Raw genomic sequence first — 14,451 nt, 5'->3', positions numbered from 1 at the left:
ATGTGCCGGATCGGAGCATGGGCCGGCTGCTGCGCGACAGAAATCTGCGCGGCAGAAATCTGTGCAACAAGGGGCCATGATGCTCGCCGCCCGGCGGCGGTTGGTGTGCGTCTGCGGTGGTGAAGACGTGCGACGATGGCTCCGCGCGGGAGCCCCGGTTGCCGATTGCACGGGCAAAAGCGCCGGTGTCTTCGTGCGTGCCGGTATCCGTACAAAGCACAAAGGCCCCGGTGGGGCGCTTTGGCTGGAACGGTACGCGGCTCTTCATCACGGCATCAACCTCAAGCGCGGGCGAGGGCGGCGTCTGTGCCTTTTCCCTTCCTGCCCGCCCGGACCAAGCCCGACCGCTTCATCCCCCTGCCATTGGCGCATCGGCCGTGGGCGTTGCTGCCATGGCGCACCTGTTGGGCGCGGCGGCAACGCGGCGAGGAAAGCAGCCGGTCGGACTGCTCCGTTAGATGGGTGCTAGCACCCCAATCACAAAGCGGCAATTAAAACCGTGTCCTGAAACGCTCCGTCTTTCTGCGGATGCGCGGCGACCCTGATCCGGCACGCGGACGCGCGGTGACAGGCCTTGGCGATTAACACTGGACCATGGGGCGCGCGGCGCGGCATAGGCGGGCGGATCATGGTTAAGCTTCCCCGCCTGCCGGTTCCGCAATGGCTTGCAATCGCCGCGCTGTTCGTGGTGCCGTTGCTGGCGGCCGTGGTGTGGGCGCGGGTGGTGCTTGGCGTGGGAGCGGGGCGGGGCGGGCAAGTGCCGGCCTATGTGGTGCGCGTGGCCTTGCCGGATGGCACGCGCCCGATCGACCTGCCGCCGATCCTCGGCCCGGCCGATGCCAGCCGCCCGCTGGTGGTGATCGATGCCGGCCATGGCGGTCATGATCCCGGCGCCAGCGGGGAAGGCAGCTTGCGCGAAAAGCAGTTGACCCTGGCGCTTGCGCTTGCGCTGCGCGATGCGCTGCTGGCGCAAGGCCATGTGCGCGTGGCCCTGACCCGCAGCGACGATCGCTTCCTCGCGCTGGAAGAGCGCTCGGGCATTGCCCGGCGCCTGCATGCCGACCTGTTCCTGTCGATCCACGCCGATTCCGCGCCCAGCGCCGATGCGGGCGGGGCGACGGTCTATACCCTGTCCGACAAGGGATCGGACGCCGTGGCCGATGCCCTGGCGCGGCGCGAAAACCGGGCGGACACGGTAAACGGCGTGACTCTCGAAGGGCAATCGGGCGCGGTCAGCTCGATCCTGGTGGACCTGTCGCGCCGCGAGATGCGCACCCGTTCGATCCGCCTGGCCGACCTGATTTTGCGCGAAGGGCAGGGGCCGATCCGCTTTCATGTCGATCCCCGGCGCGAGGCGGCGTTCGTCGTGCTCAAGTCGCTCGATTTGCCGTCGGCGCTGATGGAAGCGGGCTATATCAGCAACGCGGCCGACGCGCGGTCGATGACCGACAAGGCCTGGCGCAACGGCTTTGCCGCCGCCGTGGCGCGGGCCATCGCGATTTTTCTTGCCGAGCAGGACAGTCGGTCGCCGGGCGTCGGATAGCGGCCGGCCGAAACGCCGGCGACGCGATAGGCACTGGTGCGCGCGCAAAGCCCCGTGCTAGAGCGCGGCCACGATGGCCGACGACCTGCCCCCGATCATTGCGCGCGGCGATGCGCCCGAACCAGACCGTGAGCCCGAAGGCGAGCCGAATGGCCGTCGATTCCGCATCAGGCGGGGCGGCAATCCGTTCGGCCGGATTCGCGGCCTGTGGCAGCGATCGAAGTGGCTCCGCCGCGCGGGTTGGCTCGTGCTGGTGCTGCTGGTGCTGCGTGGCCTGCTGTGGGTGACGGTGGAGCGCACGCTGCCGTCTGCCGATACGCTGCTGACCTACCAGCCGCCGCTGCCCACGATGGTGCGCGGTGCCGATGGGCAGATCGTGTCGAGCTATGCGCGCGAGCGGCGGGTGCAGTTGCGCTTCGTTGATTTCCCGCCGCAACTGATCAATGCGTTCCTTTCGGCCGAGGACAAGACGTTCTGGACCCATGGCGGGGTGGACCTGACCGGGCTGGCCGGCGCGGTGGTGGACTATGCCACCAAGCTGGGCTCGGGCGAGCGCGCGCGGGGCGGCTCCACCATTACCCAGCAGGTCGCCAAGAACATCCTGATCGGCAACGAATATTCGGTGACGCGCAAGCTCAAGGAAATGCTTCTGGCGCGGCGCATCGAAAGCGTGCTGACCAAGCAGCAGATCCTGGAGCTCTATCTCAACGAGATCCCGCTGGGCCGGCAGAGCTTTGGCGTACAGGCCGCGGCGCGCGCCTATTTCGACAAGGACGTGGGCGACCTGGCGCTGCATGAAGCGGCGTTCCTGGCGATCCTGCCCAAGGCACCGGAAACCTACAGCCGCGCCAAGTTTGCCGAAAAGGCCATCACCCGCCGCAACTGGGTGCTGGACCAGATGCAGAAGAACGGCTGGGCGAGCGCGGCCGACGTGGCCCAGGCCAAGGCGCAGCCGCTGGGCCTGGTGCCGCGCCGCACCGAAAGCTACACCGCCGATGCCGGCTATTTCCTGGAGGAAGTGCGCCGCCAGTTGATCGACCAGTTCGGCGAACAGGCCAAGGATGGGCCGAATAGCGTCTATGCCGGTGGCCTGTGGGTGCGGACCTCGCTCGACCAGCAATTGCAGACGGCGGCGCAGGATGCGTTGCGCGCCGGGCTGTTGCGCTATGCCGCCGGGCGGCCCTGGCACGGGCCGATCGCGCACATCGACATGGAAGAGGGCAACTGGCAGGCGCAACTGATCAACAGCAACCTGTCGATCCGCTATCTCGACTGGCGCGTGGCCGTATTGGTGTCGCGCCGGGGCAGCAGCGGGCAGGTGGGCTTTGCCGATGGGCAGACCGGCACCCTTTATGGCGTGCCCGACGCGATGAAAGTGGGTGACGTGATCACCGTTGCCCCGGCGGGCAGTGGCACCTGGGCGCTGCGCGTGGTGCCCGAGGTTTCGGGCGGCATGGTGGTGGAAGACCCGCAGAGCAGCCGGATACTCGCCATGCAGGGCGGGTTCGACGCGCGGCTGGGCTCGTTCAACCGCGCCACTCAGGCGCAGCGCCAGCCCGGCTCCACGATCAAGCCCTTCGTCTATGCCACCGCGCTCGACAACGGCATGACGCCGGCCTCGATGATCGTCGATGGCACGTTCTGCGTCTACCAGGGCGCGGCGCTGGGGCAGAAGTGCTTCCGCAACTTTGGCAACGAGGGCGGATCGGGCAGCCACACCATGCGCTGGGGCCTGGAACAGTCGCGTAACCTGATGACCGTGCGCGTGGCCAACGACACCGGCATGGACAAGGTGGTGCGCACGATCAAGGCCGTGGGCATCGGCGATTACCAGCCCTATCTGTCGATGGCGCTGGGCGCGGGTGACACGACGGTGACGCGCATGGTCAATGCCTATGCTGCGCTCGCCAACCATGGCCGCCAGCGCGAAGCCACGCTGATCGACTATGTCCAGGATCGCAACGGCAAGGTGATCTGGCGCGCCGACAACCGCGCCTGCACCGGCTGCAACATGCCGCGCTGGGATGGCACGGCGATGCCGCGCCTGCGCCCGGCAGGCAAGCAGGTGCTCGATCCGCGCACCGCTTACCAGGTGGTGCACATGCTGGAAGGCGTGGTGGTGCGCGGCACGGCCGAGACGCTGCACGATCTGGGCCTGCCGCTGTTCGGCAAGACCGGCACGACCAGCGGGCCGACCAACGTGTGGTTCGTGGGCGGTTCGCCCGATATCATCGCCGGCGTCTACATGGGCTATGACCAGCCGCGCAGCCTGGGCGGCTATGCCCAGGGTGGGCGCATCGCCGCGCCGATCTTCAAGCAGTTCGTGCTGGCCACGCGGCCGCGCTGGTCCGACATTCCGTTTACCGCGCCTGCCGGCGTCTCGATGGTGAAGATCGATCGCGTTTCGGGCAAGCGGGTGTTCGGCGGCACGCCGCAGGACAACGACCGCAAGGCCTCGATCATCTGGGAAGCGTTCAAGCCCGATACCGAGCCGCGCCGCACCGTGCAGCCTTCGGAAATCACCGCCAAGGAAGCCGTGCTCGATGCGCTGCGCAAGGCGCGGGCGGCGCGTGGCCCGGCGGCGGCGCCGGCCGCGCGCCCGGCCGGGAGCAACTTCGTGGAGGACCAAGGGGGCATCTATTGAGGGCGCGATCGCTGTGCTAGAGGCATGGCCATGATCACGCGCTCCCCCCTTGCCGCGTTGGCGGCCTTCGCCCTTTCCCTCACGCCGATGGCGGCTGCCCATGCCGCGCTGCCGCAGGGCGCCCGCGCGCCCGATTTCACCGCGCAAGGCGCGCTGGGCGGCAAGCCGTTCAGCTTCAACCTGCGCCAGGCGCTCAAGCGCGGCCCGGTCGTGCTCTATTTCTACCCCAAGGCGTTCACGCAAGGCTGCACACTCGAAGCCCATGCCTTTGCCGACGCCACGGCCGATTTCGCCAAGGCCGGCGCCACGGTGATCGGCATGTCGAACGACGATGTAGCGACGCTGACCCGCTTTTCGACCGAGGAATGCCGCAACAAGTTTGCCGTGGCGGCGGCCACCCCGGCGATCGTCCGGGCCTATGACGTCGATCTCCAGCAGGGTGGCAAGTCCACCGGGCTGACCTCGCGCACCAGCTATGTCATCGCGCCCGATGGCCGGATCACGCTGGTCCATTCCGACCTCGATTATCGCGATCACGTGAAGCTCACGCTCGCCGCCGTCCAGGCGATGCACCGCCGTCACGGCTGAAGGCCGCGCTGGCGGCCCGTTCGCGGAGTGTTTCGCGATGGGTTGCCAGCGCGCACCTTTACAAACGGGCGGGCTTCGCTAAGCGGCCAGTTCGTTTGTATGGAGTAAGACCGTCATGCGTGCCGAAGGGCAGGCTCATATCGACCGCATCGAGGCGGCGTTGGCGCTGGTGCGCAAGTTCCTCGACTGGGACCGCGCCGTGCGCCGGCTCGACGAACTCAACGCCCGTGTCGAAGATCCCAAGCTGTGGGACGATCCGAAGAACGCCGAAGCCGTGATGCGCGAGCGCCGGCGGCTGGAAGCCTCGATCGGCACCGTCAACCAGATCGGCCAGGAAATGGCCGACGCCATCGAGTTCGTCGAGCTCGGCGAGATGGAAGGCGATGACGAGACGGTGGCCGAAGGGCTGGCGACGCTGGCCGCGCTGGCCAATCGCGCCGATGCCGACAAGGTCCAGGCGCTGCTGGCCGGTGAAGCCGATGCCAACAACGCCTATCTCGAAGTGCATGCTGGCGCCGGCGGCACCGAAAGCCAGGACTGGGCCGAAATGCTCCAGCGCATGTACACGCGCTGGGCCGAACGCCATGGCTACAAGGTCGACCTGGTCGATTACCACGCCGGGGAAGCCGCCGGGATCAAGAGCGCCACGCTGCTGATCAAGGGCGAGAACGCCTATGGCTATGCCAAGACCGAAAGCGGCGTGCATCGCCTGGTCCGCATCAGCCCCTATGACAGCTCGGCCCGCCGGCATACCTCGTTCAGCTCGGTGTGGGTCTATCCCGAGATCGACGACAACATCGAAGTCGAAATCAATCCGGCCGACCTCAAGATCGACACCTATCGCGCTTCGGGCGCGGGCGGTCAGCACGTCAACACCACGGACTCGGCGGTGCGTATCACCCACGTGCCCACCGGGATCATCGTGGCCAGCCAGAACGACCGCAGCCAGCACAAGAACCGCGCCACCGCGATGAACATGCTGAAGGCGCGAATCTACGAAGCGGAACTGGCCAAGCGCGAGGCGGCGGCTTCGGGCGAATATGCCGCCAAGACCGAGATCGGCTGGGGCCACCAGATCCGCTCCTACGTCCTGCAACCCTATCAGCAGGTCAAGGACTTGCGCACGGGCGTGGTCAGCACCAATCCCACCGACGTGCTTGACGGGGCGCTCGATCCGTTCATGGCGGCGGCCCTGTCGCAGCGCGTGACGGGCGAAAAGGTGGCGGTGGAAGACGACGATTGAGCGTCTTTCCGCCGCTTTGGAGAGGATTTTTGACGATGCAACGCCCCATTTCGGCGCGTTGATGCGGCAAAAGCACGACACCGGACTTTCGCTTGGCGGCGTTTCGCCGTAAAGCAGCGTATTCGGGTTTTTCAGGGCCGGCCAAGCGCAACGGTGCACGGACGATCGCAAGGGATCGATCGCACGTGCCGCGCAGCAAGCCGGCAAATGCCACGCGCCGGGTCGCGTCGAAGGAATGATATGTCTGCGTTCAAGGGGTTGAAGCCGATCCTTTATGGTGGCCGTGAAGTCTGGCCGCTGGTGGAAGGTGGCAAGGGGGTTGCCGCAACCAATCACATGAGTTCGGGAGCGTGGGCTGCCGCCGGGGGAATCGGCACGGTCAGCGCGGTGAATGCCGACAGCTATGACGCTGAAGGCAAGATCATCCCGCAGATCTACAACGCGCTCACGCGCAAGGAGCGTCACGAGGAGCTGATCCGCTATGCCATCGATGGCGCGGTGGAACAGGTGCGCCGCGCCTATGACATCGCCAGCGGCAAGGGCGCGATCAACATCAACGTGCTGTGGGAAATGGGCGGCGCGCAGCAGGTGCTTGAAGGCGTGCTGGAACGCACCCGGGGCCTGGTCTCGGGCGTGACCTGCGGCGCCGGCATGCCCTACAAGCTGTCGGAAATCGCCGCGCGCTTCAACGTCAGCTACCTGCCGATCGTTTCGTCCGGCCGCGCGTTCCGCGCGCTGTGGAAGCGCGCCTATCACAAGGTGGCGCACCTGATGGCGGCGGTGGTCTATGAAGACCCGTGGCTGGCGGGTGGGCACAACGGCCTGTCCAACGCGGAAAACCCGCGCCAGCCGGAAGATCCCTATCCCCGCGTCAAGGCGCTGCGCGACACGATGCGCGCCGAGGGCGTGAGCGATGACGTGCCGATCGTGATGGCCGGCGGCGTGTGGTTCCTGCGCGAATGGAACAACTGGATCGACAATCCGGAACTGGGGGCCATTGCCTTCCAGTTCGGCACGCGGCCGCTGCTCACCGAGGAAAGCCCGATCCCGCAGGCGTGGAAGGATCACCTGCGCACGCTCGAGCCGGGCGACGTGTTGCTGCACAAGTTCTCGCCAACCGGGTTCTATTCCTCGGCGGTGCGCAATCCGTTTCTGCGCGCGCTGGAAGCGCGGTCCGAACGCCAGGTGCCCTATTCCAAGGTGGAAGCGGGCGAGCACACCGTGCAACTGGACGTGGGCGTGAAGGGCAAGAACTTCTGGGTGACGCCGGCAGACCTTGCCCGCGCGCGCGAATGGTTCGGTGCCGGGTTCACCACTGCGCTGCGCACGCCGGACGACACCGTGATCTTCGTCAATCCGCAAGAGCGCGACGAAATCCGCAAGGACCAGGCCGACTGCATGGGCTGCCTGTCGCACTGCGGCTTCTCGTCGTGGAAGGACCATGACGACTACACCACCGGGCGCCTTGCCGATCCGCGCAGCTTCTGCATCCAGAAGACGCTGCAAGACATCGCCCATGGCGGCGATGTCAACCAGAACCTGATGTTTGCCGGCCACGCGGCCTATCGTTTCAAGCAGGACCCGTTCTATTCCAACAACTTCACCCCCACGGTGAAGCAGTTGGTGGATCGCATCCTGACCGGCGACTGAGCCGATCCGGTTGGTCTTCTGATAAAAAAGCCCGGAGGAAACTCCGGGCTTTTTTGTTGCAACACCGTTGGTTGGGCGCGCTTGTTCAGTCCGTGTCGAACGCGCCTTCGCCGTGGCTGGTGCGATCCAGCCCGGCCAGTTCATCCTCGCGGGTAACGCGCATGGGCAGGGCCATGGAGACCATCAGCGCGGCAATCGCGGTGGCAATCGCGCTCCAGGCCGCGACGGCGGCCACGCCGATCGCCTGGCCCACCACCTGGCGCGCCAGGTCCATGCCGGGGCCATAGCCGGTGCCGCCCAGCGAGGGGCTGAGCACCACGGCGGTGAGCAGCGTGCCGGCCGCGCCGGTTACGCCGTGGCCGGCGAACACGCCCAGCGAATCGTCGATCTGCAAGCGCTGCTGCATCACATGCGCCGCGCCCTTGGCGAGGACTGCCGCAGCGAGGCCCAGCACCACGGCCATGCCAGGGCTGACATAGGCAGCCATCGGTGCGATCAGCGCGAGGCCCGCCATCGCGCCACGCGCCAGGCCGGTGGGGCCGGGGCGTTTGCCGCCCAGGCGGTCGAGCAGCAGCCAGGCCAGCGCCGCGACGCCTGTTGCAACGTGCGTGTTGACCAGCGCCATGGCGGCATCATCCCCAGCAGCAAAGGCACTGCCACCGGCCAGTGCCAGCCCGCCGACCCAGACCAGCGCCGCGCCGGTCAGCGTCAGCACGGGGCTGCTGCCGCTTTGTGCCGCGCCGGGGGAGAAGCGTTCGCGACGGCCCATCAGCAGGGCAACGACGAGCGCGGAAACGCCTGCGCTGGTATGCACGACCAGCCCGCCGGCATAGTCCACCGTGCCGAGCCGCGTGGCGAGCCAGCCGCCGCCCCAGACCCAGTGCGCCACCGGGGCATAGACGATCAGGCTCCACAGCGCGGCGAAGCCGATGACCCAGCCAAACCGCGCGCGATCTGCCCAGGCGCCAACGAGAAGGGCCGGGGCGGCGAGGGCAAAGACCATCTCGAACAGCGCATAGGCGCTTTCGGGGATCAGCGTATCGGCGCGCACATTGCCCAGGTCGATCAGCATCCAGGCATTGCCGCTGCCCAGCCAACCATTGCTGACCGCGCCGAACGCCAGCGTATAGCCAACCACGATCCACAGCACCGAAACCAGCGCGACGATTGCGGCGGTCTGGGTGATCATGGAGACGACGCTGGCCGCGCGCACGCGCCCGGCATGGAACAGCGCCAGGCCCGGCAGCACCAGCAGCAGCCCGAACAGCGTGGCGGCGAGCAGCCAGGCGGTATCGCCGCTATCGGCCGGGTCGAGCCCGGCATCCTGCGCATGCGCCAAGGAAGGCAAGGCCAGCAAGGTGAGGGCGGCCAGAACGTGGCCTGCGCGAAGTCGCAGCGAATCAATCATGCGCGGCACCCTAGGCCCAAGTCTTTGACAAATCCGAAATGGTTAGCGCGATGGTGAGGATAACCGCGCCGTGGCGAGATAGCCGGTCAGGCCCAGCCTTCGATCACCTGGTCGGGCGGGCGATGGCCATCGGCCCAGAAACGGATATTGGCGATCACCTTGTCGCCCGAGGCCAGGCGCCCCTCGAACGTGGCGCTGCCCATGTGCGGCAGCAACACGACGTTGGGCATGCGGCGAAGGCGGGCATCAACTTCCGGTTCGTGGGCAAAGACATCGAGCCCCGCGCCGCCGATCGCGCCGGCTTCCAGCGCGGCAATCAGGGCAGCTTCCTCGATCAGTTCGCCGCGCGCGGTGTTCACCACATAGGCGTGGCGCTTCATCATCGCCAGGCGGCGCGCGTTGATCAGGTGATGGGTCTCGGCGGTGTGCGGGCAATGCAGCGAGAGAATATCCGCCTCGCGCACCAGGCGATCGAGATCGGGTTCATAGCGCGCGCCCAGCGCCGCTTCGGCGGCGGCGGGCAGGCGATGGCGGTTGTGGTAGACCACCGCCAGCCCGAAGGCGCGCGCGCGCAGGGCGACGGCCTGGCCGATTCGGCCCATGCCGATGATGCCCAGCATCTTGCCGCCCAGACGGTGGCCGAGCAGGCTGGAAGGGGACCAGCCTTCCCAGGTCTGTTCGCGGATCACGCGCTCGCCATCGGCCAGCCGGCGCGGCACCGAGATGATCAGCGCCATGGTCATGTCCGCCGTGTCGTCGGTGAACACGCCGGGAGTGTTGGTAACGATGATCTTGCGCGCGCGGGCCGCCGCAAGGTCGATATGCTCGATGCCCGCGCCGAAATTGGCAATCAGGCCAAGGCCCGGTCCCGCCGCAGCAATCAGTTCGGCGTCGATCGCGTCGGTCACGGTCGGCACCAGGACATGGGCCTGCGCCACCGCATCGAGCAGCGCCTGGCGCGAGAGCGGGCGATCATCGGCATTGAGCGTGACGTCAAACAACTCGGCCATGCGGCGCTGGGTTTCGGGCAGCAGCCGGCGCGTGACAACCACGCGGGGCTTGCCTTCGATGCGGCGCGTGAGGCGCAAGTCTTGCGGGCGGGCGTGCTGACTCATCGCCACCATGGCTATGCGCATGGGGCGGGGGCGGTCAAGCCGGACCAAGGACGATATCGGATGCTGGAGAGGACTCCGGAGTGGACGTTGGACCGGACCGGCGCGATCTTTGGTGGACAGCCGGGATCGTGCGGGGCGCATCGCCGTTGTGGCGGTTGCCCTTGGCGATCAATCCTGTATCGCAACAGGCGTGGCGCGCCCTTCCAGGGCGGCGGGAGAAGTCTTGTCGTGATCCAGTTTCGCTTCCTCATCCGTTCGGCCGTTGCGCTGGCCCTGGTGGCTGGCGCCGTGGGCCTGGCCGGGCGGCCGGCGCATCTGCACGCGGCCGATGACGGCAACGCCCCCTATTGGGCCTCGCTGTCCAAGGACCAGACCAACATGCGCGTCGGGCCGGGGCGCGAATATCGCATCAACTGGGTCTATGTGCGGCGCGGCCTACCGGTGAAAGTGCTGCGCGTGATGGGTGGCTGGCGCCTGATCGAGGATCCGGACGGCGCGCGGGGCTGGGTTCTGGCCCAGTTCCTCAGCCGCAGCCGCGCCGGGCTGGTCAAGGGCGCGATAGCCCCGATCCGCGCCAACAAGGATGGCAGCGGCCCGGTGCTGTGGCGCGCGGCGCCAGGCGTGCAGGCGGCTCTGGGCGATTGCCGCGATGGCTGGTGCCCCGTCGATATCGCTGGCCGCAAGGGCTTCATGGCGCAGGATGCGCTGTGGGGCGCCGGGACGCCTTGAGGGCGGACGCTTCAGAGTTTGCTTCAGTTTTCCACCACCCCCCGACCCCCTCCTCTGAAAAGGAGGGGGAGAGAGCCGATCAAGCCCCATCCTCTTTAGAGGAGGGGGTTGGGGGTGGTGCGATACCTTGCACGACCCCCGATCCAATTCACAGCAGTTCGATGGCCAAGGCAGTGGCTTCGCCGCCGCCGATGCACAGGCTGGCCACGCCCTTGGTCTTGCCGTGGCGCTTGAGGGCGCCCAGCAGGGTGGTGATGATACGCGCACCCGAGGCGCCGATGGGATGGCCGAGCGCGGTGGCGCCGCCGTGGACGTTGACCTTGTCATGCCCGATGCCGAGGTCGTGCATCGCGAACATGGCGACGCAGGCAAAGGCTTCGTTCACTTCGAACAGGTCGACGTCGGCCACGCTCCAGCCGGCCTTGTCGAGCACTTTCTTGATCGCGCCGACCGGGGCGATGGTGAAGTCCTTGGGTTCCTGGGCGTGGGCGGCCAGCGCGACGATGCGGGCCACCGGCTTGAGACCCTTGGCGTCGGCCACGCTCTGGCGGGTCAGGGCGAGGGCAGCGGCGCCGTCGGAGATCGACGAGGAAGTCGCCGCCGTGATCGTGCCGTCCTTGGCGAAGGCGGGCTTGAGCGTCGGGATCTTGTCAGGGCGAGCCTTGCCGGGCGCTTCGTCGGTGTCGACGGTGACTTCGCCCGCGCGGGTCTTGACCGTGACCGGCGCGATTTCTTCGACGAAGGCGCCTTCCGCGATCGCGGCCTTGGCGCGGCGCAGCGATTCGATGGTGTATTCGTCCTGGTTCTCGCGCGTCAGGCCATAATCATTGGCGGTATCCTGCGCGAAAGTGCCCATCGCGCGGCCGGCGTCATAGGCGTCTTCAAGGCCATCGAGGAACATGTGGTCATAGGCCATGTCGTGGCCGATGCGCGCGCCCGAGCGATGCTTCTTGAGCAGGTAGGGGGCGTTGGTCATCGATTCCATGCCGCCGGCGACAGCCAGGTCGATGCTGCCGGCCGCGAGCGCTTCGGACGCCATGATCACCGTCTGCATGCCCGAGCCGCAGACCTTGTTGACCGTGGTGGCCTGGGCCGACTTGGGCAGGCCCGCCTTGATCGCCGCCTGGCGTGCCGGGGCCTGGCCAAGGCCGGCGGGCAGCACGCAGCCCATGTAGACCCGTTCGACATCGGCGCCGTCGACACCGGCGCGCTCAACCGCGGCCTTCACGGCAGTCGCGCCAAGATCGGTCGCGGCCACATCGGCGAGGGCGCCCTGCATGCTGCCCATCGGCGTGCGGGCATAGCTGAGGATGACGATCGGATCGGCGGCGGAGAACTGGGCCATGGTAACAGGTCCTTCCTGTGCTAAGCAGCCGCCACGGCTCTGGACGGGCGGCGGCATCTTGTCGTTGCCAGCGCCGATGTAGAGAGCGGGCGACGCGAATGCAATTGAAGGCGGCGCCAGGTTGCCGTTTCATGACGCATCGCAGCATGGTCTGGCGCGTGGTCTCGCGTGCGCGGAGGGCGGCAGGGTCGGCAAGGGATGGGGCCAAGTCTGGGAAATGCGGCGCAGATGCTGATTGCGGGAGCGCGTCCGGGACTGCTCTTGGCAATTGGCGCCATATTGGGGGCAATCGTCGGATCGTTCCTGGGGACCGTGGCGATGCGGCTACCCGCCGGGCGTTCGATCGTGGCCGCGCCCTCGGCGTGCGATGGCTGTGGGCGGCGGCTGGCGCCGCGCGATCTCGTGCCGATCCTTTCGTGGCTGGCGCTGCGCGGCCGCTGCCGCCATTGCGGCGCGTCGATCGGAACCGGGCAACTCGTTGCCGAAGCGGGCGGCGCGCTGATTGGCGCCCTGGCCTGGCTGGGGCCGCCTGATACGGTTCTTCCGGGTCTGCCGGCGATGGTTCTGGGCTGGCAACTGCTGTTGCTGGCGCTGCTCGATGCCAGGGCGTTGTGGCTGCCCTGGCGGCTGAACGCGCTGCTGGCCGCGAGCGGTCTGGGTTTGGCCGCGCTGGCAGGTGCGGACGCGCTGGCATGGGCCATCCTCGGCGGCGGGCTGGGCTATGGCCTGCTGGCGCTGGTCGCCGCGTTCTATCGCCGCTGGCGTGGCCGCGCCGGGCTTGGCGGTGGCGATCCACTGCTGCTGGGCGCGATCGGCACCTGGGTGGGGCCACTCGGGGTGCCGCCGGTGCTGCTCGGGGCGGCGGGGCTGGGCCTGGCCGTGGCCGGCCTCATGCGCCTGTGCGGGCGGCCGATCCACGGCGCTACGATGCTGCCGTTTGGAACGTTCCTGGCCGTGGCGGCCTGGCCCGTTTTCGTCTTCGGCCTGGCGTGAACCGTTGGCGGATGGATTGCATGCCCTGCAATCGTCTGCGCAAATCCTGCAAACTCGATCTCGCGATGCGGCATTCGGCGCGGCGGTGATGGGCCATTGCGCCAAAATCTAGGGGTTTTTGGCTCGGTATTGTCACGGTCTTGCCCAAATGGGCGTGGTCAATCCCCTTTATTGCGCTGCACCCCACTTGCACATGCGCCAAGGGGGGACTAGTGCCCCGTGCCAAGTGCATTTCATCGCGAGTCAGCCCCTTGGTCGACCTCATCCAATATCTGCCGATCCTGATCTTTCTCGGGATCGCGCTCGCGCTCTCGACGGCTTTCGTCTTCCTGCCTATGGGGGCGGCCCGTCTGACGGGCACGCACAACCCCACGGCAGACAAGCTGGCCGAATACGAGTGCGGCTTCCCCGCCTTTGAAGACCCGCGCAGCCAGTTCGACGTGCGGTTCTACCTGGTGGCGATCCTGTTCATCATCTTCGACCTGGAAGCAGCGTTCCTGTTTCCCTGGGCGGTGAGCCTGAAGCAGACCGGTTGGGCCGGCTGGGCGACCATGATGGTCTTCCTCGCCGAACTGGTGCTGGGCTTCATCTACGCCTGGAAGAAGGGCGCACTGGATTGGGAATGAACGACATGGCTACCAACCCTGCTCTCTCGCCTGTGCCCGGCTCGCCGATCGTCGCGCCCGACCAGGCCTTTTTCGAAAGCATCAATGCCGAGGTTTCGGACAAGGGCTTTCTCGTCACCTCGACCGAGGAACTGTTCCAGTGGGCGCGTACCGGCTCGCTGTGGTGGATGACCTTCGGCCTGGCCTGCTGCGCCGTGGAAATGATCCACGTCAACATGCCGCGCTATGACATGGAGCGCTTCGGCGTTGCCCCGCGCGCCTCGCCGCGCCAGTCCGACGTGATGATCGTGGCCGGTACGCTGTGCAACAAGATGGCCCCGGCGCTGCGCAAGGTCTATGATCAGATGTCGGACCCCAAGTACGTCATCTCGATGGGCTCGTGCGCCAATGGCGGCGGCTATTACCACTATAGCTATTCGGTGGTGCGTGGCTGCGATCGCATCGTTCCGGTCGACATCTATGTGCCGGGTTGCCCGCCGACTGCCGAAGCGCTGCTGTACGGCGTGATGCAGTTGCAGCGGAAGATCCGCCGCGTCGGCACGCTTGAGCGTTGAGGGGGTAGGGCAC

12 protein-coding genes are annotated in these 14,451 nt (G+C 67.2%); 9 read left to right on the top strand and 3 right to left on the bottom strand.

Translation table 11 applies throughout. From position 1 onward, the window contains the following. The first annotated feature begins 628 nt into the window (after positions 1-628). The 5 genes from IE191_RS05090 to IE191_RS05070 all read left to right on the top strand — a co-directional run bounded on the left by IE191_RS05090 (position 629) and on the right by IE191_RS05070 (position 7,668). Positions 629-1,543 (top strand): N-acetylmuramoyl-L-alanine amidase family protein, encoded by a 915-nt coding sequence (locus IE191_RS05090; protein WP_191323266.1) that lies wholly within the window; start codon positions 629-631, stop codon positions 1,541-1,543. A 73-nt stretch (positions 1,544-1,616) separates the two neighbouring features. Then, the gene (locus IE191_RS05085) at positions 1,617-4,187 is read left to right on the top strand and encodes a penicillin-binding protein 1A (protein ID WP_191323265.1); all 2,571 of its coding nucleotides are present in this window, start codon (positions 1,617-1,619) and stop codon (positions 4,185-4,187) included. Between the two features lie 30 nt (positions 4,188-4,217). Next, the gene (locus tag IE191_RS05080) at positions 4,218-4,775 is read left to right on the top strand and encodes a peroxiredoxin (RefSeq protein WP_229815115.1); all 558 of its coding nucleotides are present in this window, start codon (positions 4,218-4,220) and stop codon (positions 4,773-4,775) included. Positions 4,776-4,890: 115 nt separating this feature from the next. Further along, positions 4,891-6,018: a peptide chain release factor 2 gene (gene prfB, locus IE191_RS05075; RefSeq protein WP_191323263.1), complete on the top strand. Its 1,128-nt coding sequence runs from the start codon at positions 4,891-4,893 to the stop codon at positions 6,016-6,018. Positions 6,019-6,258: 240 nt separating this feature from the next. Beyond that, entirely contained in the window at positions 6,259-7,668 is a 1,410-nt protein-coding gene (locus tag IE191_RS05070) for an NAD(P)H-dependent flavin oxidoreductase (protein WP_191323262.1), read from the top strand. Between the two features lie 85 nt (positions 7,669-7,753). Here IE191_RS05070 and IE191_RS05065 read toward each other — a convergent pair whose 3' ends face one another. Together IE191_RS05065 and IE191_RS05060 are read right to left on the bottom strand one after the other, a co-directional pair. After that, positions 7,754-9,076 carry an ammonium transporter gene (locus tag IE191_RS05065; RefSeq protein WP_191323261.1) on the bottom strand — a complete coding sequence of 441 codons (1,323 nt, stop codon included), beginning with the start codon at positions 9,074-9,076 and terminating at the stop codon, positions 7,754-7,756. Between the two features lie 86 nt (positions 9,077-9,162). Next, entirely contained in the window at positions 9,163-10,191 is a 1,029-nt protein-coding gene (locus tag IE191_RS05060; protein ID WP_191323312.1) for a 2-hydroxyacid dehydrogenase, read from the bottom strand. A 228-nt stretch (positions 10,192-10,419) separates the two neighbouring features. Between IE191_RS05060 and IE191_RS05055 the strand changes: the two genes are divergently transcribed. After that, on the top strand, positions 10,420-10,920 hold the full coding sequence (locus tag IE191_RS05055; RefSeq protein ID WP_229815114.1) for an SH3 domain-containing protein: 501 nt from the start codon (positions 10,420-10,422) through the stop codon (positions 10,918-10,920). A 148-nt stretch (positions 10,921-11,068) separates the two neighbouring features. On the opposite strand, the gene IE191_RS05050 is transcribed toward IE191_RS05055, so the two are convergent. Continuing rightward, the gene (locus tag IE191_RS05050; RefSeq protein ID WP_191323259.1) at positions 11,069-12,265 is read right to left on the bottom strand and encodes an acetyl-CoA C-acyltransferase; all 1,197 of its coding nucleotides are present in this window, start codon (positions 12,263-12,265) and stop codon (positions 11,069-11,071) included. Between the two features lie 198 nt (positions 12,266-12,463). On the opposite strand from IE191_RS05050, the gene IE191_RS05045 reads away from it, so the two are divergent. The 3 genes from IE191_RS05045 to IE191_RS05035 all read left to right on the top strand — a co-directional run bounded on the left by IE191_RS05045 (position 12,464) and on the right by IE191_RS05035 (position 14,438). Further along, positions 12,464-13,258 (top strand): A24 family peptidase, encoded by a 795-nt coding sequence (locus IE191_RS05045; RefSeq protein ID WP_308432875.1) that lies wholly within the window; start codon positions 12,464-12,466, stop codon positions 13,256-13,258. A gap of 251 nt (positions 13,259-13,509) precedes the next feature. Next, entirely contained in the window at positions 13,510-13,884 is a 375-nt protein-coding gene (gene ndhC, locus IE191_RS05040; protein ID WP_022676304.1) for an NADH-quinone oxidoreductase subunit A, read from the top strand. After that, positions 13,881-14,438, top strand: coding sequence for a NuoB/complex I 20 kDa subunit family protein (locus tag IE191_RS05035; protein ID WP_191323257.1), 558 nt, complete (start codon positions 13,881-13,883; stop codon positions 14,436-14,438). The genes ndhC and IE191_RS05035 overlap by 4 nt, the downstream gene beginning before the upstream one ends. Positions 14,439-14,451 lie beyond the last annotated feature (13 nt).

The organism is Novosphingobium pokkalii (genome assembly GCF_014652855.1).
Classification (GTDB): Bacteria; Pseudomonadota; Alphaproteobacteria; order Sphingomonadales; family Sphingomonadaceae; genus Novosphingobium; species Novosphingobium pokkalii.
The sequence above is the reverse complement of the archived record's forward strand: the minus strand, read 5'-3'. Positions and strand labels throughout refer to the sequence as shown.

Coding starts and splice junctions, on each gene's coding strand:
- IE191_RS05070 (WP_191323262.1), top strand. CDS start 6,259: ATGTCTGCGTTCAAGGGGTTGAAGCCGATCCTTTATGGTGGCCGTGAA.
- prfB (WP_191323263.1), top strand. CDS start 4,891: ATGCGTGCCGAAGGGCAGGCTCATATCGACCGCATCGAGGCGGCGTTG.
- IE191_RS05045 (WP_308432875.1), top strand. CDS start 12,464: ATGGGGCCAAGTCTGGGAAATGCGGCGCAGATGCTGATTGCGGGAGCG.
- IE191_RS05065 (WP_191323261.1), bottom strand. CDS start 9,076: ATGATTGATTCGCTGCGACTTCGCGCAGGCCACGTTCTGGCCGCCCTC.
- IE191_RS05085 (WP_191323265.1), top strand. CDS start 1,617: ATGGCCGACGACCTGCCCCCGATCATTGCGCGCGGCGATGCGCCCGAA.
- IE191_RS05035 (WP_191323257.1), top strand. CDS start 13,881: ATGAACGACATGGCTACCAACCCTGCTCTCTCGCCTGTGCCCGGCTCG.
- IE191_RS05080 (WP_229815115.1), top strand. CDS start 4,218: ATGATCACGCGCTCCCCCCTTGCCGCGTTGGCGGCCTTCGCCCTTTCC.
- IE191_RS05050 (WP_191323259.1), bottom strand. CDS start 12,265: ATGGCCCAGTTCTCCGCCGCCGATCCGATCGTCATCCTCAGCTATGCC.
- IE191_RS05060 (WP_191323312.1), bottom strand. CDS start 10,191: ATGAGTCAGCACGCCCGCCCGCAAGACTTGCGCCTCACGCGCCGCATC.
- IE191_RS05090 (WP_191323266.1), top strand. CDS start 629: ATGGTTAAGCTTCCCCGCCTGCCGGTTCCGCAATGGCTTGCAATCGCC.